This is a genomic window from Pseudoruminococcus massiliensis (assembly GCF_900291955.1).
Classification (GTDB): Bacteria; Bacillota; Clostridia; order Oscillospirales; family Acutalibacteraceae; genus Pseudoruminococcus; species Pseudoruminococcus massiliensis.
Genome location: NZ_OLMR01000008.1, coordinates 39,142 through 61,302, shown reverse-complemented (window position 1 = coordinate 61,302; position 22,161 = coordinate 39,142). Strand labels below are relative to the sequence as shown.

At 37.2% G+C, this 22,161-nt stretch carries 18 protein-coding genes; 8 read left to right on the top strand and 10 right to left on the bottom strand.

All coding sequences use genetic code 11. From position 1 onward, the window contains the following. The first annotated feature begins 15 nt into the window (after positions 1–15). The 6 genes from C9914_RS09840 to C9914_RS09815 all read left to right on the top strand — a co-directional run bounded on the left by C9914_RS09840 (position 16) and on the right by C9914_RS09815 (position 5,720). Complete coding sequence (locus C9914_RS09840) at positions 16–321, top strand: hypothetical protein (RefSeq protein ID WP_022263630.1); 306 nt, start codon at positions 16–18, stop codon at positions 319–321. A gap of 123 nt (positions 322–444) precedes the next feature. Further along, a complete protein-coding gene (lon, locus tag C9914_RS09835; RefSeq protein WP_106765118.1) occupies positions 445–2,850 on the top strand; it encodes an endopeptidase La in 2,406 nt (801 codons plus the stop codon). 12 nt (positions 2,851–2,862) lie between these two features. Further along, on the top strand, positions 2,863–3,459 hold the full coding sequence (gene yihA, locus C9914_RS09830; protein WP_106765116.1) for a ribosome biogenesis GTP-binding protein YihA/YsxC: 597 nt from the start codon (positions 2,863–2,865) through the stop codon (positions 3,457–3,459). A 9-nt stretch (positions 3,460–3,468) separates the two neighbouring features. Beyond that, entirely contained in the window at positions 3,469–3,999 is a 531-nt protein-coding gene (locus C9914_RS09825; RefSeq protein WP_106765114.1) for an NUDIX hydrolase, read from the top strand. A 1-nt stretch (position 4,000) separates the two neighbouring features. Further along, a complete protein-coding gene (locus C9914_RS09820; RefSeq protein WP_106765112.1) occupies positions 4,001–4,384 on the top strand; it encodes a DUF3783 domain-containing protein in 384 nt (127 codons plus the stop codon). Positions 4,385–4,409: 25 nt separating this feature from the next. After that, a complete protein-coding gene (locus tag C9914_RS09815) occupies positions 4,410–5,720 on the top strand; it encodes a CCA tRNA nucleotidyltransferase (RefSeq protein ID WP_106765110.1) in 1,311 nt (436 codons plus the stop codon). A gap of 49 nt (positions 5,721–5,769) precedes the next feature. On the opposite strand, the gene C9914_RS09810 is transcribed toward C9914_RS09815, so the two are convergent. The 7 genes from C9914_RS09810 to C9914_RS09780 all read right to left on the bottom strand — a co-directional run bounded on the left by C9914_RS09810 (position 5,770) and on the right by C9914_RS09780 (position 14,044). Then, positions 5,770–7,107, bottom strand: coding sequence for a cation:proton antiporter (locus tag C9914_RS09810; RefSeq protein ID WP_106765109.1), 1,338 nt, complete (start codon positions 7,105–7,107; stop codon positions 5,770–5,772). A gap of 150 nt (positions 7,108–7,257) precedes the next feature. Next, the gene (locus C9914_RS09805; RefSeq protein WP_106765107.1) at positions 7,258–8,343 is read right to left on the bottom strand and encodes a CAP domain-containing protein; all 1,086 of its coding nucleotides are present in this window, start codon (positions 8,341–8,343) and stop codon (positions 7,258–7,260) included. Between the two features lie 15 nt (positions 8,344–8,358). Further along, the gene (scfB, locus tag C9914_RS09800) at positions 8,359–9,717 is read right to left on the bottom strand and encodes a thioether cross-link-forming SCIFF peptide maturase (protein ID WP_022263621.1); all 1,359 of its coding nucleotides are present in this window, start codon (positions 9,715–9,717) and stop codon (positions 8,359–8,361) included. Positions 9,718–9,817: 100 nt separating this feature from the next. Next, entirely contained in the window at positions 9,818–9,973 is a 156-nt protein-coding gene (gene scfA / locus C9914_RS09795; RefSeq protein WP_022263620.1) for a six-cysteine ranthipeptide SCIFF, read from the bottom strand. 142 nt (positions 9,974–10,115) lie between these two features. After that, complete coding sequence (gene secF / locus C9914_RS09790) at positions 10,116–11,120, bottom strand: protein translocase subunit SecF (RefSeq protein ID WP_106765105.1); 1,005 nt, start codon at positions 11,118–11,120, stop codon at positions 10,116–10,118. Positions 11,121–11,122: 2 nt separating this feature from the next. Beyond that, positions 11,123–12,565, bottom strand: a complete 1,443-nt coding sequence (locus C9914_RS09785; RefSeq protein ID WP_106765103.1) for a preprotein translocase subunit SecD — start codon at positions 12,563–12,565, stop codon at positions 11,123–11,125. Positions 12,566–12,760: 195 nt separating this feature from the next. Next, positions 12,761–14,044 carry an aminotransferase class I/II-fold pyridoxal phosphate-dependent enzyme gene (locus C9914_RS09780; RefSeq protein ID WP_106765102.1) on the bottom strand — a complete coding sequence of 428 codons (1,284 nt, stop codon included), beginning with the start codon at positions 14,042–14,044 and terminating at the stop codon, positions 12,761–12,763. Between the two features lie 214 nt (positions 14,045–14,258). Between C9914_RS09780 and C9914_RS09775 the strand changes: the two genes are divergently transcribed. Together C9914_RS09775 and pulA are read left to right on the top strand one after the other, a co-directional pair. Next, the gene (locus tag C9914_RS09775) at positions 14,259–14,618 is read left to right on the top strand and encodes a hypothetical protein (RefSeq protein WP_106765100.1); all 360 of its coding nucleotides are present in this window, start codon (positions 14,259–14,261) and stop codon (positions 14,616–14,618) included. Positions 14,619–14,916: 298 nt separating this feature from the next. Further along, complete coding sequence (gene pulA / locus C9914_RS09770) at positions 14,917–17,682, top strand: type I pullulanase (RefSeq protein ID WP_106765098.1); 2,766 nt, start codon at positions 14,917–14,919, stop codon at positions 17,680–17,682. A gap of 253 nt (positions 17,683–17,935) precedes the next feature. Here pulA and C9914_RS09765 read toward each other — a convergent pair whose 3' ends face one another. The 3 genes from C9914_RS09765 to C9914_RS09755 form a co-directional block, all read right to left on the bottom strand. Then, positions 17,936–18,598, bottom strand: a complete 663-nt coding sequence (locus C9914_RS09765; RefSeq protein WP_106765096.1) for a redox-sensing transcriptional repressor Rex — start codon at positions 18,596–18,598, stop codon at positions 17,936–17,938. 94 nt (positions 18,599–18,692) lie between these two features. Further along, complete coding sequence (locus C9914_RS09760) at positions 18,693–19,904, bottom strand: NADP-dependent isocitrate dehydrogenase (RefSeq protein ID WP_106765095.1); 1,212 nt, start codon at positions 19,902–19,904, stop codon at positions 18,693–18,695. A gap of 46 nt (positions 19,905–19,950) precedes the next feature. Continuing rightward, positions 19,951–21,882 carry an aconitate hydratase gene (locus C9914_RS09755; protein WP_106765093.1) on the bottom strand — a complete coding sequence of 644 codons (1,932 nt, stop codon included), beginning with the start codon at positions 21,880–21,882 and terminating at the stop codon, positions 19,951–19,953. Positions 21,883–22,161 lie beyond the last annotated feature (279 nt).

Here is a 22,161-nt window from a genome sequence, read left to right as displayed (position 1 = left end):
CGATTGGAGGATTATATGTCTAACACTAAAACTACATTTCCACTTTATTACAGAGGAAAACCGCTTGTAAGAAATAATGACACGATTTTTTTCGGAGATATGAAAGACCCCTATGTTATTAAGCTGCAAATCAAGTCTAAGGAAAATTCAAATAATCTTGATTGTGCCAATAAGGTTACAATTCAGCTTTTAAGCACAGATACAGAAATCAGTGCAAGAAAGCAGATTATCAAGACAGGCGAGAAAGAAAATCTTGCAGTTGCACTTGATTTAGCTGTCGCATGGCTTGAAAGAGAGCTTGCAAAATCTTCTGAAAAGTAAAATTCAGTCTAAGAATAGTATATTAGACTTAACAAAAGGGGAAAATCTATTCTGTGGATTTTCCCCTTTATGCTAATTATTTTTAAAAATACGATATAGATATAAAATTTATTGGAGGACAATATGGATACGGAGATTATTACATTACCTGTTATTCCAACACGAGGTTTAGTTGTATATCCGCTTTCAACTACTCAATATGATGTAAGCTCTAAGAAAGCAGTAATAGCTTTAACTGAGTCTATAAAAAAAGACCAAAGAGTATTTATGCCAGCCACTATAAATGTACTTGAGGACGAGGAGCTTGAAAGCAATCTTACAAAGATTGGTACTGTTGCAGAAATAAAGCAGGCAATAAGAATTTCAGATTCTGAAATCAGAATAATTGTTGAAGGTTTGTTCAGGGCAAATACAATCAGATATACTGAAACTGAGTCCTTTATGGAAGCTGAGGTTCAGGAGGCTGAACTTACAAATACAGATGATAATATAACAATATCAGCCTTGAAACAGGCAGTAAAAATAGCATTTGTAAAAAATGTTCAGATTTTACCGCAGTATCTCAGACTTTCTAATGATACGGTTACAATGATTCGTTCTTGTGAGGACGCAGGAACTTTATGCGATCTTGTAGCTGAACACGCTATTGTAAATCTTAATTATAAAATGGATATTCTTAATGAGCTTGATATAGAAAAGCGTCTTAATATGTTGCTTGAATATCTTAATGAAGAATTTATAATACTTAACACTGAACACGATATAGGCGAAAAAGTAAAAGCGTCTATGGACGAAAATCAGCGTGAATATTATCTTAAAGAGCGTTTGAAAGCTATAAATGATGAGCTTGGCGAAAATATGCTTGGAGATTCTGATTTAGCAGAGGAGCTTGATAAGTATACTGAGAAAGTTGATGAGCTTCAACTTTCCGAAGAAAACGAGCAAAAGCTTAAAAAGGAAATTGAAAAGCTTTCTAAGCTTCCGTCGATTTCTCAGGAGGCAGGAATTATTCGCTCATATCTTGATGCTTGCCTTGCTTTGCCTTGGAATACATCTACGATTGATGAAACAGACATTGCAAAAATCAGAAACAAACTTGATAGCGACCACTACGGAATGAAGGAGGTTAAGGAAAGAATCATTGAGGCAATAGCTGTAAAACAACTTTGTAAGGAAAAAAATAATCAGATGATTCTTTGTCTTGCAGGCCCTCCTGGAGTTGGCAAAACCTCAATCGCAAAATCTATTGCTGAGGCATTGGGCAAAAGCTATGCAAGAGTTGCACTTGGCGGTGTACACGATGAAAGCGAAATTCGTGGACACAGAAGAACATATCTTGGTGCTATGCAAGGTAGAATTATGTACGCTATGACTCAAGCTAAAACTAACAATCCACTTATTCTCCTTGATGAGATAGACAAGCTTGGAAATGATTTCAGAGGTGACCCGACTTCTGCCTTGCTTGAAGTTCTTGATAGTGAGCAGAATTTCTCGTTCTATGACCATTATATAGATATGCCGTTTGATTTGAGTCAGGTACTTTTTGTAACTACTGCAAATAATCTTTCATCAATTCCTGCACCGCTTCGTGACAGAATGGATATAATCGAGCTTTCAAGCTATACAAGCGAAGAAAAGCTGAATATTGCTAAAAAGCATCTCATTAAGAAACAGCTTAAAAAGAATGGTTTAACTTCAAAAAACTTTAAGATTACTGATAGTGCTTTGGTTGATTTAATTGAGAATTACACAAGAGAAGCTGGTGTCAGAACTCTTGAGAGATATATAGCAAAGCTTATGAGAAAGGCTGCTGTAAAAATCGTTTCTGGTGAGGAAAAGAGTGTAAGAATTTCTGTTAAAAATATTGAAGATTTTCTCGGTGCAAGAAAGTTCAATAGAGACGAAATGAATGATAAGGACGAAGTTGGTTTGGCTACGGGTCTTGCTTGGACAGCTGTTGGCGGAGTGACATTACCTGTTGAGGTTGCTGTAACAAGCGGAAGCGGAAAGCTTATTCTTACAGGCTCTCTCGGTGATGTTATGAAAGAATCTGCTCAGGCAGCATTTACTTGTGTAAGAACTCGTGCAGAGACTCTTGGTATTGAAAAAGATTTCTATAAGATTTATGATTTTCACATTCATGTTCCAGAGGGAGCAACACCAAAGGACGGCCCTTCAGCGGGTATAACTATTGCTACTGCAATTACATCTGCGTTGACAGGCAGAGCAGTTCGCAGAGATATTGCAATGACGGGAGAAATTACGCTTAGAGGCAGAGTTTTGCCAATAGGTGGATTGAAAGAAAAATCTCTTGCAGCATATAGACTGGGAATAAGAACAGTTATTATTCCAAAGGATAATGTACCAAATCTTGAGGAGATTGACGATACTGTCAAGAACGAAGTTAAATTTGTGCCTGTAAGCACTATTGATGAGGTTTTGGATACAGCCCTCTGCTCTAAAAAGCAGACAGGAAAAAAACACGCAAAAAAAGAGCCTAAAACAGAAGTTCTTGAAACTCGTATATAAAGGAGCATAACTATGAATTTTCAGATAGCAAGTTTTGAGGCGGCATATGGAAAATCTTCACAGATTCCGCCGTCGGACCTACCGGAAATAGTATTTTCAGGGCGTTCAAATGTCGGAAAATCCTCGCTTATAAATAAAATTCTCAACAGAAAAGCCCTTGCAAGAGTTAGTGCAACTCCTGGTAAAACCGCAACAATAAATTTTTTTAACCTCAAAACTGTAAGACTTGCAGATTTGCCCGGTTATGGCTATGCAAAGGTATCGGATAGCGAAAAAAGACGATGGGCAGAGCTTGTAGAAGGCTATTTTGCAATGAATAGAGATATTCGTATGGTTATACAGATTTGCGATTTGCGTCACCCTGCTACAAAAGACGATATGAATATGATAGACTTCCTTTCGCATAATGGCTTTAATTTTATTGTTGCTATGACTAAGCTCGACAAGCTGAAAAAATCCCAGCGTACCACAAGAATTGAGGAAATGCGTCAGCAGATGTCTGTATTTGGTGATGTAAGATTATTCCCTTGTTCATCAGAGAACGGCGAGGGTGTAGAAGAAATTCGCAAGGCGATTGAAGCTGCCGCAGAGGGCGAACAGATAAATTAAGGTGTATTTATGGAAATTTGGGATTTGTATGATATAAACAGGATTCCAACAGGCGAAACTATGCTTCGTGGCGAAAAAATAAAAGAAAATCGCTATCATTTGGCAGTTCATATCTGTATTTTTAATAAGCAAGGTGAAATGCTGATTCAGCATAGACAGCCTTTTAAGTCTGGTTGGTCGGATTTGTGGGATATTACCGTTGGAGGTTCTGCTGTTAGTGGAGATACAAGTCAGACTGCCGCCGAGCGAGAGGTTTTAGAAGAAATAGGATATAAGCTTGATTTGAGTAATATTCGTCCGTCATTTACGATAAATTTTAAAAATGGCTTTAATGATATTTACTTAGTTGAAAGAGAAATTGAAATAGACACTTTGAAGCTTCAATACGAAGAAGTTAAAGAAGTTAAATGGGCAACGGCTGATGAAATAAAGTCTATGATTGAGAGCGGAGAATTTATTCCGTATAATAAAAGCTTTATAGATATGCTGTTCTTTTTGAGAAATCATAACGGATTGCATACAAGAGAGGATAAAGTGTAATATGATACAAACTGTACTGCTTTTTAATGTTCCTAAGCAGAAAGCTGCTAAAATAACTCGTGCAGCACTTCCACTGAAACTGCGTGTAAGGACTGTTTCTAAATCTGATTTTGCCAAAACTCTTGGTGAGCTTGCAGGAATTTCAGAAGAAACAGAGCTTGCATATGATGGTGACGGAATTTCTGAGGAGATGATGGTATTATGCGGATTTTCAGACAATCTTATAGACAAGCTATTCTTTGCAATGAGAAAAACAGGTGCAGGGCTTGTTAAGCTTACTGCAATTCTTACTGAAACTAACAAAGATTGGAATGTAAATACTCTTTTTGAAGAGCTTAAAAAAGAGCGTGAGCAGATGGCAGAATTAAAAGCTAAGAAAGAATAATTTTGCTTTATTAGGTGGCGATTTTATGATGAGTATACCGAAATATGTTTCTGATGTTTTAAACCGACTTGAGGAAAATGGCTTTTCTGCATATGTCGTTGGAGGCTGTGTCAGAGATTATCTGCTTGGACGACCAATAAATGATTTTGATGTTGCGACCTCAGCTTTGCCAGAAGAAATGCTTGAAATTTTCAAGGACTATAAAACAGTAGATAATGGCATAAAGCATGGAACAGTTGCAGTTGTATCTGAGAACAAGCTTGTCGAGGTTACAACATTCAGAAGTGATGGTACTTATACTGATTCACGCAGACCTGATTCGGTTTCTTTTGAGCGAAATATAGAAGAAGATTTGGCAAGGCGTGATTTTACAATTAATGCTATGGCTTATCGTAAATCCGAGGGAATAATAGACCTTTATGGCGGACAGGAAGATTTAAAAAATAGATTAATCCGCTGTGTCGGAAATCCACATAAGAGATTTTCTGAGGATGCTCTTAGAATTATGCGTGGAATGAGGTTTGCTTCAACCTTAGGATTTAGAATAGAGGAAGAAACGCTTTCAGCTATGCTTGAAACAAAAAATTTACTTCAAAAAATTGCAAAGGAAAGAATTACAAGCGAATTTAGAGGTGTGCTTTTAGGTGAAAGCATTTATGATGTGCTTATGTCATGCAGAGAGATTATATATGAACTAATTCCTGAATTGCGTATTGAGGATAGTTATATTATGAAAAAATATCCTGATATTACGCTTTGGGAGCATACTGTAAAATCGGTTTCAATGTCAAAAAATCTATGTGAGAGATTATGTATGCTTTTGCACGATGTTGCAAAACCGTCTTGTATGGTTATGGTTGATGATAAAGAAAAATATCCTAATCATGCTGAAAAGGGTGCAGAGATAGCGAAAGAAATTCTTTCACGATTCAGATTTGAAAAAATAGTTAATACAGAGGTCTTGAAGCTTATAATAAATCATAGTATAAGATTTCCAAAAGCTCTTGCAGATATGAGAAGGTTTGTGCGTGATTTTGGCTATGATTTTACAAAGGATTGGCTTGATATAAAGTATTCTGATGTCTTTTCAAAACCTCATAAAGAAAGTACAGCACAGCTTTATTATAATGCTATCAGATTCTTTGATGAAATAGATGAAAAAAAACTTTGCTGTATTATATCTGAACTGAATATTTCGGGTGATGATTTAAAGAAATTTGGCATAGTAGGAAAAAATATTGGCATTGTACTTAATAAGCTACTTGAAGATGTAATTTCTGAAAATTGCAAAAATAAAAGAGAAGTGCTTTTAAAGCAAGCACTTCTATATAAATGATGACAGCAAAAAGGACACTCAAATCAGAGTGTCCTTTTGAATTATGATACTATTTTACTTTTTTATTACTTCCAATTTTTTTATCTGAGAGTGGTATTTCAGGAACCTCTGCGTTTACTACTTCATTGACATAGCTATCTTGGATTCTTTCCGTAACAGAATTTATAGTATTTTCTGCAGGTATAGTTTCATCAATATTCTTTGTCTTTTTGTTTGAATAAACAATTTTTAACAAAATCGGAGTTATTATAGTAGTTGCGATAACCATAATAACTATCGGGCCAAGCATTACAGAGCCAAGCAAACCCATAGAAGCACCCTTATTTGCAACGATAAGAGCAACTTCACCACGAGAAATCATACCTATACCAATTCTCTTGCACTGATAATTCTTATATCCACAAATTTTTGCACCTAAGCCACAGCCAATAATCTTTGTTATAATTGCAACTATTGTTATTACAACTGCGAAAACTATAATTTGTACACTCATTGATGGAAGTACAACATTTAAGCCGATACTTGCGAAGAAGATAGGTGAAAGTAAGAGGTATGAAAGAACATCAAATTTCTTTGCAAGATATTCTGAGCTTTGTGTAAGAGAAATGATAAGTCCAGCAAAAAATGCACCAGTAATATCTGCAACTCCGAAAAGAGCTTCTGCGGCATAAGACATACCAAGGCAGAAAACGAAGCAAATAATTGCGTGTCTGTGTCTAAGATGTTTAGAGCGATTAGCCCACCAGACATATAGCTTATAGAATGCAAAGCCTGCAACAATAACCATTGCAAAGAAACCAAGAATTTTTAAAAGAACTATCCAAACATTAACACTTGAGTCTGCTAAGCTTGTGATAACGGTTAAAGCGATGATACCAAGAATATCATCTATAATAGCAGCACCAAGTATAGCATTACCTGATTCGGACTTTAGCCTTCCAAGCTCTTTAAGTGTTTCAACGGTAATACTTACAGATGTAGCTGTGAGTATTACGCCAATAAAGACATTTTGTAAGAATACATTGCAGGTTGCACCTGAATCTATTATTCCAGGCTGATTGAAGAAATAGGCAACGCCAAATCCACCAAGAAGTGGAACTATAACGCCAAGCAAAGCAATAACAAATGAAGCTTTGCCACATTTTTTAAGCTCCTTAACATCAGTTTCAAGGCCTGCACAGAACATCAAAATAATAACACCGATTTCTGATGTTGTGGTGATGAAGTTGGATTTTTGTACAATGTTAAGTACTGCCGGACCTAAAATAAGACCCGCAAGCAAAGCTCCAACGACTTGTGGCATTTTAAATTTTTGAGAGATTAAGCCGAATAGCTTTGTTGTAAATAGAATCAAAGCTAAATCCAAAAGATAATGATACTCCTCCATAAAAAAACTCCTCTTATAATTTAAAATGAACAGCAAATGACTGTCCGCTTAAAACGAACAACATCGTTCGCTAACCATACGGACAGTCAATCGAAGACCATTTTTAAATATTATAACACATTATTCGGCAAATTTCAACATAAACATTAATTAACCACCGAAAAGCTGTGACCAATATACCCAACCATCACTTGCCATATAACAGCCTACACCAGTATTTGTAAATTCAGAATTTAAGATATTTGAGCGGTGACCAGTTGAATTCATCCAAGCATTGACAACTTCTTGAGGTGTGTTCTGACCTGCGGCAATATTTTCACCAACAATAGAATAATCAAGGTCAAGAACAAAGGTGTAGCCAGGCTCTCCATTAGGACGCTTATGCCCAAAGTTAGTTTCAAGTTCAGTAGAGCGTGTATAGGCATTATTCATAAGAGTGTAATCAATCTTGAGTGGACTTACACCATTCTTTTTGCGTTCTTCATTAATAAGTCTTACGACCTCTTCTGAAAATTTAGAGTTTGGTGAGTTATTAGCCTTTATTTTTTCAATATATCTATAATCTTTTGCAGAGCATCTTTGACAGATTCGTTGCTGAAGTCCTTTGCTTGTTATAGTGGCTTCAGATATTGTTTCCCAATCTCCCCATTTATGTCCAAGAGCATTTTTATAGTTATCTGCATAAGATTTTCCACAGTCACAGCTGTGCAGGGTATAACCCTTTGAAGTACAGTTAGGAGATATAACCCTTTCCATATAATTATGCTCATGAATAGGAATTTGTTCTTCAACCTGTCGAGTAGTTTCTTCATTTTTGGTTTTAGAAATTTCAGTTTCTTTTTTTGATGAAGCTTTGTAGCTTGTAGAACTTGAAACAGATTCATTTTTGCATGATTGAGTGCTGCTTGAAGAATTTGTACTTGTTGTAGACTGATTCAAAAGGCTTGTGGCTGAGTTGTTAATAGAACTTTCAATAATAGAATTATTATTGCTTGAATTAATGGAATTATTAGACATATTTTGCTTAGAACTTACAGTATAGCTATCTTCCGAAGTATGAGTATATGTTATATTATCGGCAGTAGTATAAGTTTCATAGCTCATCATAGAAGGGTGTTCATCTTCTACTAAATTAAAAGAATTTATTATTGAGTTTGTAATAATAATGGTAGCAAGCAAAAATGCAACTGCGATAAGTATTATTGCAAGGATTTCTTTTGGCTTACGAATTTTCATAAGCTTTGCCCCTAATTATTCAGCAAGCGCTGCTTTAATAGCTATTGCACATTCAAGACGCTTTTTTTCCAATTCACAAGATGTTTCGTGAGATTTACGAATATCCCCTTCATATTTGAAGTTATTAGCGTTACAACCACCGCTGCAATAGAACTTAGCCCAGCAGTTCTTACATTTATCCTTAGAATATACATTAGCAAGTGCAAATCTTGCTTTCATATCTTCATCGAAAGTACCGTCATTAAGATTACCCATCTTGTAATCGTCTTCGCCAACAAACTGATGACATGGATAAATATCACCCTCAGGAGTTACAGCAACATATTCGTTTCCGCAACCGCAGCCACGCAAACGCTTAACTGCACAAGGGCCTTGGTCTAAGTCAATCATAAAGTGGAAGAAATTATAGAATTCGCCTTTCTTTCGGCTCTCAACAATAGTTTTGGCGAGCCTTTCGTATTCATCAAATACAGCAGGTAAGTCTTCTGTTTTGATAGAGTAGGAGAGAAGTGGGTCGGATACAACAGGCTCGATAGATAGCTGTTCAAAGCCGAGGTCTTTCATATGGAGAACATCGTTTGTAAAATCGAGGTTATATCTTGTGAATGTACCACGAATGTAGTAATCTTTATCGCCACGATTTTGAACGAGGTTTTGATACTTAGGAACAATAATATCATAACAGCCTTTGCCGTTAGGAGTTATACGGAGTCTGTCGTTTACTTCTTTTCTTCCGTCAAGAGAAAGAACAACATTATTCATCTCTTTATTAATATATTCAATCTTATCATCTGTGAGAAGAAGTCCGTTTGTAGTGATAGTGAAGCGGAAATTCTTATTGTGCTGTTTTTCGATGCTTCTTGCATACTCTATAACGCCCTTGACAACATCGAAATTCATAAGTGGTTCACCGCCAAAGAAATCAAGCTCGAGGTTTCTTCTTGAACCAGATTTTTCGATAAGGAAGTCGATAGCTTTTTTACCAATCTCAAGAGGCATAAGACAGCGACCTTTGCCAAAGTCGCCCTTTGCAGCAAAGCAATATTCACAGCGGAGATTACAATCGTGTGCAACATTAAGACACATAGATTTAACAGGAGCACCTTTCATAAGGTTAGCAAACTTCTCATAGTCATCATCAGAGAAAAGTTGTCCCATCTTATAGAGCTCGTAGAGGTCATTATAAGTTTCGGTGAGGTCTTCCTCAGAGTATTCTCCACTCATAGCTTCAATTACTGAATCAGGAATATTCTCGGTCATATTTTCATCAAGATAATCGAGCATTTTATAGGAAATATCATCAAGAATATGTACAGCACCACTATGAACATCAAGACAAATGTTATTCCCCAAAAGATTATATTTATGTATCATATTTTAGTCACGCTTCCTTTTTATATTTAAATTGCATAAATAAAGAGCGAACTAAGTCCGCTCTTTTAAGAATGGTTTTGCATATTAAAATCGGCATTAATTAGCGATTAGCGGACTCGCACTTCTGGTTAGCGACTGTGCAAGAAGTTTTGCAAGCACTCTGGCAAGAAGCTTGACATTCGCCACAGCCACCCTTAACTGCTGATTCTTTAAGATTTGCACTATTAAGTGTCTTTATGTGCTTAGTTTCTTTCATAAGAAATTACCTCCGTATAATTTAATATAATAATTTTAACATATTATTTCAGAAATTTCAACTATTATTTTGACAATATATAGACTTGCAGAGATAACAAACAAAAAATCGGAAAGCCTTTCGACTTTCCGATTTAAGTAAATTATTTTTTATTTTTGCTTTCTTTAGCCTTTTTATTAGCTTTAGTTTTCTTTTCAGAAGCTTTTCTCTTTTTGTAGTTTGTCCACATAACCCAAAGAGGAGCAGAGATAAAGATTGAAGAATAGCAACCGAAGATAACGCCTATCATCATAGGAAGTGCAAAGCTTACAACTGTCTGAATATCATAGATAAGTGCAACAACAAGTACAGAACCGATTGCAAGGATAGTTGTTATAGCTGTGCATATTGTTCTTGAAAGAGTCTGATTAAGACTTGTGTTTACAAGCTCTGCTGTTGAAGCCTTAGGACCAATATACTTACGATTTTCTCTGATTCTATCGAAGATAACAATAGTATCATTAAGAGAATAACCTATGATAGTAAGGATAACGGCTATGAAGTTATCATCAAGTGGCATTCTGAAAATAACGAAAGTGAAGTATGCCATAATTATATCGTGTATAAGTGCGATAACGGCTGTGCAGCCAGCGGAAAGACCACCGATTTTTCTGAATCTGAAGCCAACATAGAGAATCATAAGGAGAGCGGCCATGCCAACAGCAGCCATACACTTCCAGAAGAATGTTGCACCCTTTGAAGGGTCAACTGATGTGATTTCAGTTCTTGTGAAGTTATTATCAGGGAAAGCCTTTTTAAGGGCGTCTGTAACACCTTTTTCAGTTTCAGGGTCAATGGTTTTTGCCTCTGTAAGCTCGATAGAAAGTGTGTTTGCATTTTCTTCAGTAGCTGCAGCAGACATATTCTTACTATACTGGAATGAAACATCTTCCTTAGTAGCAGCCTGAACTACTTTAGAAATTTCGTTTTCTGAGAGGTTATCACCAGAGTAGCTATATTTCATAATAGCACCACCAGTGAACTGAATATCAAGCTCTGTGTGGAAAACGAAAATATTAAGAATAAGGCAGATAAGCATAAGGCTGAGTGTTAAGATAAAGAACTTCTTAGAATTTCCAACGAAGTCAAAATGAAATTTTTGTCTCATAGTCACTTACCTCCATAAAGTTTCTTGTTTCGCAGGAACTTGAAGCGTGAGAGTGACATAAGCATCAATCTTGAAGCAAAAACGCCCATTACGAAGTTTGCGATAACACCGACAAGCAGTGTGTAACCGAATGCGTAGATAGCACCTGTTGTAGAAGCACCGAAAATACCTGAAAGGATATTTGCAGGACCAAACACAAGCATAAGGATAAGAGCAACTATAATATTTGTGATGTTACCATCAAAGATAGCTGAGAAGCTGTTCTTTGTACCATATCTGATACAGCCATCAAGTGTTTTTCCTTGATAAAGCTCGTCCTTAATTCTTTCTGAGGTAATAACATTTGCGTCAATACCCATACCAACTGAAAGAATGATACCACTTATACCAGCAAGCGTCATAGTGAAGCTTGAAGCGAATGGGAAGTAACCCGATACAGCTGCAAGTGACAATGCAACTTGACCAATAAGTGCGATAGAAGCAACGAAACCAGGAAGTCTGTAATATACTATCATAAAGATAATAATAAGTGCGAGAGCGATAATTCCTGCGAGAGCCATTGCAAAGAGTGCATAGTCACCAAGAGTTGGGTTGATTGAGCCATAGCTGTCAACCTCAAGCTCGAATGGCAAAGCACCTGCGTTAATTTTATTTGCAAGAGCTGTTGCTTCAGAAGCGGTGAAGCCAGCAGAGCTGTCAGATTTGTTTCCGCCTGTAATCATACAACTGTTGCTGTCGATAACGCTCTCAACAGTAGGAGCAGAAATCATAGTATCGTCCATCCAGATGGACATAACATTTTCGCCTGAAGACTTAGCAGAAAGCTCGGTTGTAGCCTCTTTGAAAAGCTTTCTTCCTTCATCGGTTAGCTCGAGAGAAACTATGTATTGAGCCTTGCCACCGTTCTCAAGCTGTACATAATCGGCACTTGCACTTTTAATAGAACTACCATCGAGGTATATGTGAGAAGCTGTTGTTCCTGACGGTGTCTTATATACTAATTCACCGTTAGAATCATATTCTTGTTTGGTATAGCTATTGCCTTCTCTGAAAGTAAGCTTTGCAGTTGCGGCAAGCTCTTCAATAGCCGTGCTTGGGTCGAAGTTTTCTTCGTCCTCTTTCCATGGATAACGGACGATGATAAGGCCGTTATCGTTGTCCTGATAAAGCTCATAGTCAGTAATATTATTAGTGACAAGTCTAAGCTCTATAACAGACTTTGCTGCAGACATCTGTTCTGCTGTTGCTTTGACATTTCCGGAAGGCTTGAAAGTAGCTTCAACGCCACCCTTAATGTCGATTCCCCATCTTATGTCGCTGACACCCTTGATGTAGGTAATCTTAAAATCGCCGTTTTCGCCATATATGCCGAAGATGGACGTATACGCCAATGCGAAGATAAGAATAGCGACGATGAAAAATACTGGTTTTCCAACTTTTTTCATACGGTATCCTCCAATAAATTCATTTGTCTGTTTTAGTAGCTTTAAGGAATTTTGCAAAATAAAAAACCTTGTCACTCACGAAAACAGAGGTAACAAGGTTAATTATATATTTTATGGTCGAAAAAGTCAATGTGATTAAGACAAATTAATATCAAATAAAGCTAAAAGCTTTCGTAATAGGGCAGAATTTATATATTATTTATCCAAAAGCTTTTCTATGGCTGCAATCTTTGTGCATAGACAGAAAATATCAAGAGCCTTAGCAAGTTCATCAAGAGGAGGGAAGCTTGGGGCAATTCTGATATTAGAATCGTTAGGGTCAATACCATAAGGATATGTAGCACCTGCACCAGTGAGGTTAATTCCAGCCTCTTTACAAAGGGCAACAACTTTTTTAGCACAGCCATTGAGAACATTTACGCTGACAAAGTAACCACCATTAGGATTATGCCAGCTTGCAATATTCTTGTCGCCAAGTTCTTTTGTAAGCTTACTTATGACAAGCTCAAACTTTGGAGCAAGGATAGCCTTATGCTTTTGCATATGTGCAACAACGCCTTCATAATTATTAAAGAACCTGATATGGCGGAGCATATTAAGCTTATCATAACCGATAGTTTGAAACTTATATCTGCTTTTGAGAACATCAAGGTTATTCTTTGATGCTGCGAGAGCGGAAACACCAGAGCCTGGGAAAGTAATCTTAGAAGTAGAGCAGAACATAATTGGCAAATCTTCATTGCCGTTTTTAAGACATTCATCATAAAGATTAAGGAGAGTATCAGGGGTGTCAGTAAGGTCATGTATGCAGTATGCGTTATCCCACATAATTCTGAAATCCTTAGCAGCAGGCTTTAATGCTGCGAAACGCTTAACAGTTTCGTCAGAATATGTTATGCCGTCTGGGTTTGAATACTTAGGTACGCACCAGATTCCTTTGACAGTAGAGTCGTTCTCAACATACTTTTCTACCATATCCATATCAGGACCATTTTCAGTCATAGGAATAGTAATCATTTCAATATTTTTGAAGAAGCCTGTAACGCCGAAATGTCTGTCATATCCTGGAGCAGGGCAGAGGAACTTAATCTTTCCCTGAAGAAGCCAAGGCTGTTCTCCAGCAACACCATTTTCAGAGAAGCAAGCGATTGTATCAAACATCATATTAAGACTTGAGTTGCCACCGATGAATACATTTTCAGGCTTAACACCGAGCATTTGTGCAAAAAGTTCCTTGGCCTCATCAATACCATCGAGAATACCATAGTTACGGCAATCTGCACCTGATACAGAAAGACAATCACTACCACTTTTAAGTATATCAAGCATAGGAAGTGAAAGCTCAAGCTGAGCTGTACTTGGAACACCTCTTGCCATATTGAGCTTTAGACCTTGAGCCTTATAATCCTCATATTCTGCTTTAAGATTTTTAAGCTCTGATTCAAGAGCATTTTTGTCCATAGACTGATAGTCTGACATTATGAATCCCCCTAAAATAGCATAAATTATTTTATGAACTGCAAAATACAGTCGATTTCCGCTTAATATTTTAATATAATATATGTAAAAATGCAAGTCTTATTTTATATTCTTGCAAAATTTATTATTTTATTCAAAAATAATCGAATATAATGAGCTTTGCTTGCCTTTTTGACGGATAAAAAATCCATTTTAATAAAAACGGAGGTTTATTATGAAACGAAGAGCTTTCATACTTGCAAGTATTCTTATCATTAGCTTGTGTGGCTGCACAGTATCACCACCAGATTCCGCTGCAGAAGAAATTGTATTATATTCGTGGAAATTAAAAAGTGATGATAATAGCAAAGAAAGTAGGGGTACACTTAGCTTTGAAAATAGAAATATTATTTTAAATGTAAAAAAGACAGATAAAAGCGAATTGAAATTAAATGAATATTATGAAATAGATAATGAGAAGATTATAATAGTTTCTGAAGATTATGGAAATATAGTATTCAAATATAAGCTTTATGGAAATGAACTTGAGCTTTCTTATGATGGTTCTGCTTTAAGGTTTATAAAAGTAAGTTAAAGTCAAATATGTTTCCATAAGAAAAAGTTTGAGCGAAACTTTTATTTTTCTAATATCAATATTAATATATTGAAAAAGAAAGAATTATTTATATATATTTCCATATAAATTAAAATTTTCCTTAAGAACCAAATATTAACATAAAAGTTTGTGCAAATTAGACAGATCGCCTGTTAATAATTTGTATGAAAAAAATTTATAAATTCTTTTAAAATTTTTATAAATATGATATAATCAGGTTAATCTGAAATCATTTTTTAGTAAGATTTCGGATAATAAAAAAAGGAGAATTTGAAAAATGGCAACAAGAACAATGAAAAAATTCTTAGCACTACTTCTGTCACTTATGATGATTGCAGCAGTATTTGTTGTACCTTCAGTTGCAGCGACAGATGACCTCGAAGTTACTGTTCACTACCAAAGAAGCGATTCTAATTATGATAATTGGAATATCTGGGTTTGGGCAGATGGCAAAGACGGAGGTCAACAGGATTTCACATCAAGCGATAGCTTTGGTGCAGTATCCAAGTTCAACATGGATGTAGCTGGTATTGACAAAATAGGCTTTATTATCCGTAAGGGTAAGTGGGAATCTAAGGATACAGACGGTGACCGCTTCATCGAAACAGCTAAGGCTCAAGACGGAAAAGTAGATATTTATGTTCTTCAAGGACAGGCTGAGTTTGGCTATACAGAGGCTGAACTTACATCTCCAAGAATCAAGAAGGCAAAGATGGTTTCTACAAGCCAGATTGACTTCACACTTTCTCAGGAAGCAAATCTCAAGGCAAGCGATGTAACTGTTAAGGATTCCGAAGGAAATACTTATGCAGTAGCTTCTGTTACAACAGATGGCAAGAATGGTAGCTTGATGACTTCTGATGAGCTTCCTTATGGCAAGAGCTATAAGCTCTACATTGATGGCTTTATTGAGCTTGATGTTTCTACTGCTGCTGTTTATGATACAAATGAGTTCGAGCAGAAGTATACTTATGACGGCAACGACCTCGGTGCTAACTACACAGCAGAAAAAACAACATTTAAGACATGGTCACCTCTCGCAGAGAAAGTTACACTTAACCTCTACTCAACAGGCAATGGCGACACACTTATCAAATCTGTTGATATGACACTTGGCGATAAGGGCGTCTGGACAGCAGAAGAAGCAGGCGACCTCAATGGCGTATACTACACTTATACATTCAAGATTAATGGCAGCGAAAACGAGGCTGTTGACCTTTATGCAAGAGCAGGTGGCGTAAACGGCGACAGAGGTATGATTATCGACCTCAAGTCTACAAACCCAGATGGTTGGGATAGCGATGTTCGTCCAGAGTTTGGTGGTAATGCAACAGACGCTATTGTTTATGAGCAACATATAAGAGATTTCTCTATTGATGCAAGTTCAGGCGTTTCTGACGCTCATAAGGGTAAGTATCTTGCATTTACAGAAACAGGTACAAAGAATTCAAATGGTAATTCTACTTGCCTTGATTATCTTAAGAATCTCGGAATCACACACGTTCAGATTATGCCTGCATTTGACTTTTCAAGCGTTGATGAAACAAAGCTTGATAAGGCTCAATACAACTGGGGCTATGACCCTAAGAACTACAACTTCCCAGAAGGCTCTTATTCAACAAACCCTTACAACGGTGAAGTAAGAATCAACGAGTTCAAGCAGATGGTTCAGTCACTTCATAAGAGTGGTATAAGAGTTATTATGGATGTTGTTTATAACCACACAGCAGCTACATATGATTCTAACTTCAATAAGTCATTCCCTGACTACTATTATAGAGAAAATGAAGACGGTAGCTTCTCAAATGGTTCAGGCTGTGGTAACGAAACAGCTACTGAGCGTTCAATGGTTAGAAAGTATATCGTAGAATCTGTTGTTTACTGGGCAACAGAGTATCATATTGATGGTTTCCGTTTTGACCTTATGGGACTTCATGACCAAGAAACAATCAATGAAATCAGAGCAGCTCTTAATGAGATTGACCCAACAATCATCACATATGGTGAAGGTTGGACAGGCGGTTCATCAACACTTCCATCATCACAAGCAGCTTTGAAGGCTCAAATTTCTAAGATGCCTGGTTTTGGTGCATTCAGCGATGACATCAGAGATGGCCTCAAGGGTAATGTATTTGATGAAGAAGATACAGGTTTCGTAAGTGGTAAGAGTGGTCTTGAGAGCACAGTTAAGTCTGGCGTTCTCGGTGCAACTGATTCATGGGCAGGTGCTCCTACACAGACAATTAACTATGTTTCCTGCCACGATAACAACACACTCTGGGATAGATTTACAAATTCTTGCCCAGACGCAACAGATGAAGAAAAGGCAGCTATGACTAAGCTCGCAAGCTCAGTTGTATTTACATCACAGGGTGTACCATTCTTCCTCGGTGGCGAAGAAATGTGCAGAACAAAGCCTCTTGCTAATGGCAAGCTAGATAGCAACAGCTATAAGTCACCTGATTCTACAAACAGCGTTAAGTGGGATACACTCTCAAGCAATCTTGTTTCAGACGTAAGCAGCTACTATAAGGGCCTTATTGAATTCAGAAAGGCTCACCCATCACTCAGACTTACAACAACAGAAGATGTCAACAACAGCATCAAATTCTCCGAAGATGTTGGCGATAATGTTGTTGCTTATGAAGTAAGCGGCAAGCCAAATGGCGAAAAGGCTGATTCTATCTTTGTAGCATACAATGCTAATAAGGAAGATGTTCAGGTTAAGCTTCCAAAGAGCGACAAGTGGCAGGTTTGTGTCAATGGCGAGAAGGCTGGTACAGATGTTATCGAAACAATCAACGGTGACACAGTAACAGTCAAGGCTCAGTCAACAATGGTACTTGTTCTTGGCGATACAAATGGTACTCCTGATAATTCTAATCCAGAGGATACAAGCAAGGTTACACCTAACGATAATTCAAATGGCGTAAATACAGGCGATACAAGCACACCAATCGTTTGGTTTGCGTTCGCAGGTGTAGCACTTCTTGCAATCGCAGGCATAGTATTTGTTACAGCAAAGAAGAAGGCTAATAGATAATTGATTTTGACAATTCAATAAATCTATAAAGTAAAAAGCTATGAAACAGATTTGAACAAGTCTGTAAAAAAGGACAATAGAAAAAATCCCTCTTGATGTAGAATATACATCAGGAGGGATTTTTAATGCCAAGAAGTTATCAACATATAAGCGTTTATGAAAACGAAATAACAGAATTAAGGAGGCAAGGAAAAAGTAGAATACTTTATGTTTTATAGCCCATAGAAAGATAGAATGAACTAATATATGTTGTTTAGTTAATTGTTTTTTCATCAGCTTTGTTTCGGCTATCGGTTATCATATAGCATAGAACCATAAGGCTATCATTGAGATGAACATTTTGTACAATAATATCATCAAAATCGAGTGTTAGGTCATAATGGCTGAAATTCCAATAGTTTTTTACACCATATGAATGAAGTTTAGTTGCAAGTGCTGGTGTTGCAGCTTTCGGAACACAAAATATTGCAACATCAGGATGATTTTCTGAACAGAACTTTTCAAGAAATTCCGTATCCATAATGCTTATGTCACGAATTTTCTGTCCGATTTTATTTTTATCGCTATCAAAAATACCTGTAAGTTTAAAACCTCGTTTTTCAAAAGACATATGTGTTGCAACAGCCTTTCCGAGATTTCCAGCACCAATCATTATAGCACTATATTGATTATCAATGCCAAGGATATGGCCTATTTCATCATGCAGAGCTTGAACAGAATAGCCGTATCCCTGTTGACCAAAACCACCAAAACAGTTTAAATCCTGTCGAATTTGTGATGCGGTTAAGTGCATTCTGTCTGAAAGCTCTCTTGAAGAAATTCTTGTTATATTTTTATCAAGCAATTCACCAAGAAAACGGTAATATCTTGGCAAACGATTTATTACTTGAACTGATATATTTTCGTGTTTAGACAAGTTTTATTCACCGACTTCCAAAAAATAAGGTGTGGGACAAATTCCCACACCTTATTATAGCACATTTTTTACTGATTAAAAGAGATTTTTTATATTAAGCCATTTTTTTATCTAATCTTTTTGCAATTTCTGTAAGGAACGCTTCTGTATCAACCTTAGTGATGTTATCAAGGCTTGAGAGAGCAGCAAGGTCACCAGTCATAACACCATCTTCAATTGTTTCAATAGAAGCCTTTTCAAGCTTATCAGCAAAGTCGATAAGTTCAGGAAGATTATCAAGTTCTCCACGCTTTCTCAAAGCACCAGTCCAAGCAAAGAGAGTTGCCATAGAGTTTGTAGAAGTCTTTTCACCCTTGAGATGTTTATAGTAATGACGCTGAACAGTTCCGTGTGCAGCTTCATACTCATAAACGCCATCAGGAGAAACAAGAACAGAGGTCATCATTGCGAGTGAACCGAAAGCAGTAGCAACCATATCGGACATAACATCACCATCATAGTTTTTGCAAGCCCAGATATATCCACCCTCTGAACGAACAACTCTTGCAACAGCGTCATCAATCAAAGTATAGAAATATTCGATACCAGCCTCTTTGAATTTATCCTTATATTCAGCCTCAAATATTTCGTTGAAAATATCCTTAAAACGGTGGTCATATTTCTTAGAAATAGTATCCTTAGTAGCAAACCAAATATCTTTCTTTTGGTCGAGAGCAAAGTTGAAACAAGCTCTTGCAAAGCTGCTGATACTTTTATCGAGATTGTGAAGACCTTGAATAATACCAGGAGTTTTGAAATCGTGGATAAGTGAACGAGTTTCAACACCGTTTGCGTCTGTTACAACAAGCTCAGCCTTGCAGTCAGCAGGAACAACCATTTCAGTATTCTTATAAACATCGCCATAAGCGTGACGAGCAATAGTAATAGGCTTTTTCCAGCTTGGAATAAATGGTGTGATACCCTTAACGAGAATAGGAGTTCTGAAAACTGTACCATCAAGAATTGCACGAATAGTACCATTAGGTGATTTCCACATTTCAGTGAGGTTGTATTCTTTAACTCTTTCTGCGTTAGGAGTAATAGTAGCACACTTTACAGCAACGCCATATTTTTTAGTAGCTTCTGCGGAATCAAAAGTAACTTGGTCCTTAGTAGCCTCTCTATGCTCAAGTCCGAGGTCATAATATTCAGTCTTGAGGTCGATATAAGGGAGGAGAAGAATATCCTTAATCATCTTCCAGATGATTCGGGTCATTTCATCGCCGTCCATCTCGACTAAAGGTGTTTTCATCTGAATCTTTGTCATCATTATCATTCCTTTCTTATATTAAGCGGGTATTATGTGTGGAACATTAAGAATTTTCCTTAGTATAGTTAAGAAGTCCGCCAGCAAGAATAATATCTCTTGTACGGTCTGAAAGCTCGCAAAGTACAGGGATTTCCTTACCTGTTGTCTTATTGATAACAGTAAGTTCACTGCCGTTCATAATAAGCTTCTTAACATCAGGAATAGCAAGCTCGTCGCCCTCGCTGATAGAATCATAATCAGCTTCATTTACGAATGTAAGTGGGAGAATACCTGCATTGATGAGGTTAGAGCGGTGAATTCTTGCGAAGGACTTAACCAAAACAGCCTTAACTCCAAGATAAAGAGGAGCAAGAGCGGCGTGTTCTCTTGAAGAACCTTGTCCATAGTTTACTCCACCAACAATGATGCTTCCGCCGAGCTCTAAAGCTCTCTTAGGGAATTCTTTATCGCATACTGTGAAGCAGTATTGTGAAATAGCAGGAATATTTGAACGGAGAGGAAGAATCTTAGCACCAGCAGGCATAATGTGGTCTGTTGTGATGTTATCGCCAACCTTGAGTGAGCAAGGAACATCAATAGAATCTTCAAGTGGAGAAGTCTGTGGGAAAGGCTTGATGTTAGGACCACGAAGAATTTCAACAGTGTCCATAGTTTCTTCTGGCTCTGGAGCAACAACCATATTATCGTTGATTTCAAACTTTTCAGGAAGCTTGATGTCGATAGCGTCACCAAGAGTTCTTGGGTCTGTGAATACACCTGCAATAGCAGAAACAGCAGCAGTTTCTGGGCTGACAAGATAAATCTGGCCATCAGCAGTACCAGAACGGCCTTCAAAGTTTCTGTTGAATGTACGGAGAGAAATACCCTTAGAATTAGGGGATTGTCCCATACCTATGCAAGGACCGCAAGCACACTCAAGAATTCTTGCACCAGCCTCGATAAGGTCAGCCAAAGCACCATTTCTTGCGAGCATATTATAAACCTGCTTAGAGCCAGGAGCGATACCAAAGCTTACATCAGGGTGAACAGTCTTGCCCTTCATTATATGAGCAACTCTCATAAGGTCGAGATAAGATGAGTTTGTGCATGAGCCAATAAGAACTTGGTCAATCTTTTGTGGGCCGATTTCCTCAATAGACTTAACATTGTCAGGGCTATGTGGACATGCAGCCATAGGAACGAGTGCTGAAAGGTCGATATTGATAACCTCATCATAAAAAGCGTCAGCATCAGGCTGAAGCTCAATCCAATCCTCTTCACGATCTTGGGCCTTCATAAATTCTCTTGTAATTTCGTCAGAAGGGAAGATAGAAGTAGTAGCACCAAGCTCAGCACCCATATTTGTGATAGTAGCTCTTTCAGGAACTGTAAGAGTTTTAACGCCCTCACCGCCGTATTCGATAATCTTACCTACACCACCCTTAACAGACATAATCTTTAGAACTTCAAGAATAATATCCTTAGCAGCAACCCATGGCTGAAGCTTGCCAGTGAGATTGATTCTAACCATCTTAGGCATAGAGATGTAGTAAGCACCGCCACCCATAGCAACGGCAACATCAAGACCACCCGCACCCATAGCAAGCATACCTATACCGCCGCCTGTTGGAGTATGGCTATCAGAGCCTATAAGAGTCTTGCCAGGCTTGCCGAAACGCTCGAGATGAACCTGATGGCAGATACCGTTACCAGGACGAGAATAGTAGATACCGTGCTTCTTTGCAACAGACTGAATGAAACGGTGGTCATCAGCATTTTCAAAGCCAGTCTGAAGAGTATTATGGTCGATATAAGCAACGCTCTTTTCTGTCTTAACTCTTGGAATACCAATAGCCTCAAATTCAAGATAAGCCATTGTACCTGTTGCGTCTTGAGTAAGAGTTTGGTCGATTTTAAGACCAATTTCAGAGCCGACAGTCATTTCGCCACTAAGAATGTGTTCTTTAATAATTTTTTGTGCGAGTGTATAACCCATGGTTAATCCCCCTTGTAAAGATTTAGTGTAAAAACTCAAAATGAATTTTCTACACATATAAAATTCACTTAATATTATCCGTCAAAATGTTTAATTTGTCAATGCTTTACGCAAATTTATACCATATATGTAAGAAACTTTTAAAATAGTAGAAGAATAATGTTCAAAATCAAAACTAAAAATGAAAGATTAAATGAAATAAAATTCAAAAATACAATATATAATTTAATAAACTTAGCTATTTTGCAAAATAGTTGAGGCTAAAATTCAAAGCTTTAA

What these genes read in the sequence shown, in the direction of transcription:
- scfA (WP_022263620.1), bottom strand. Translation starts at nt 9,973, where the DNA reads ATGAAAGAAACTAAGCACATAAAGACACTTAATAGTGCAAATCTTAAA.
- C9914_RS09805 (WP_106765107.1), bottom strand. Translation starts at nt 8,343, where the DNA reads ATGAAAATTCGTAAGCCAAAAGAAATCCTTGCAATAATACTTATCGCA.
- C9914_RS09825 (WP_106765114.1), top strand. Translation starts at nt 3,469, where the DNA reads ATGGAAATTTGGGATTTGTATGATATAAACAGGATTCCAACAGGCGAA.
- C9914_RS09810 (WP_106765109.1), bottom strand. Translation starts at nt 7,107, where the DNA reads ATGGAGGAGTATCATTATCTTTTGGATTTAGCTTTGATTCTATTTACA.
- yihA (WP_106765116.1), top strand. Translation starts at nt 2,863, where the DNA reads ATGAATTTTCAGATAGCAAGTTTTGAGGCGGCATATGGAAAATCTTCA.
- C9914_RS09840 (WP_022263630.1), top strand. Translation starts at nt 16, where the DNA reads ATGTCTAACACTAAAACTACATTTCCACTTTATTACAGAGGAAAACCG.
- C9914_RS09755 (WP_106765093.1), bottom strand. Translation starts at nt 21,882, where the DNA reads ATGGGTTATACACTCGCACAAAAAATTATTAAAGAACACATTCTTAGT.
- C9914_RS09785 (WP_106765103.1), bottom strand. Translation starts at nt 12,565, where the DNA reads ATGAAAAAAGTTGGAAAACCAGTATTTTTCATCGTCGCTATTCTTATC.
- pulA (WP_106765098.1), top strand. Translation starts at nt 14,917, where the DNA reads ATGGCAACAAGAACAATGAAAAAATTCTTAGCACTACTTCTGTCACTT.
- C9914_RS09780 (WP_106765102.1), bottom strand. Translation starts at nt 14,044, where the DNA reads ATGTCAGACTATCAGTCTATGGACAAAAATGCTCTTGAATCAGAGCTT.
- C9914_RS09775 (WP_106765100.1), top strand. Translation starts at nt 14,259, where the DNA reads ATGAAACGAAGAGCTTTCATACTTGCAAGTATTCTTATCATTAGCTTG.
- secF (WP_106765105.1), bottom strand. Translation starts at nt 11,120, where the DNA reads ATGAGACAAAAATTTCATTTTGACTTCGTTGGAAATTCTAAGAAGTTC.
- scfB (WP_022263621.1), bottom strand. Translation starts at nt 9,717, where the DNA reads ATGATACATAAATATAATCTTTTGGGGAATAACATTTGTCTTGATGTT.
- lon (WP_106765118.1), top strand. Translation starts at nt 445, where the DNA reads ATGGATACGGAGATTATTACATTACCTGTTATTCCAACACGAGGTTTA.
- C9914_RS09760 (WP_106765095.1), bottom strand. Translation starts at nt 19,904, where the DNA reads ATGACAAAGATTCAGATGAAAACACCTTTAGTCGAGATGGACGGCGAT.
- C9914_RS09815 (WP_106765110.1), top strand. Translation starts at nt 4,410, where the DNA reads ATGATGAGTATACCGAAATATGTTTCTGATGTTTTAAACCGACTTGAG.
- C9914_RS09820 (WP_106765112.1), top strand. Translation starts at nt 4,001, where the DNA reads ATGATACAAACTGTACTGCTTTTTAATGTTCCTAAGCAGAAAGCTGCT.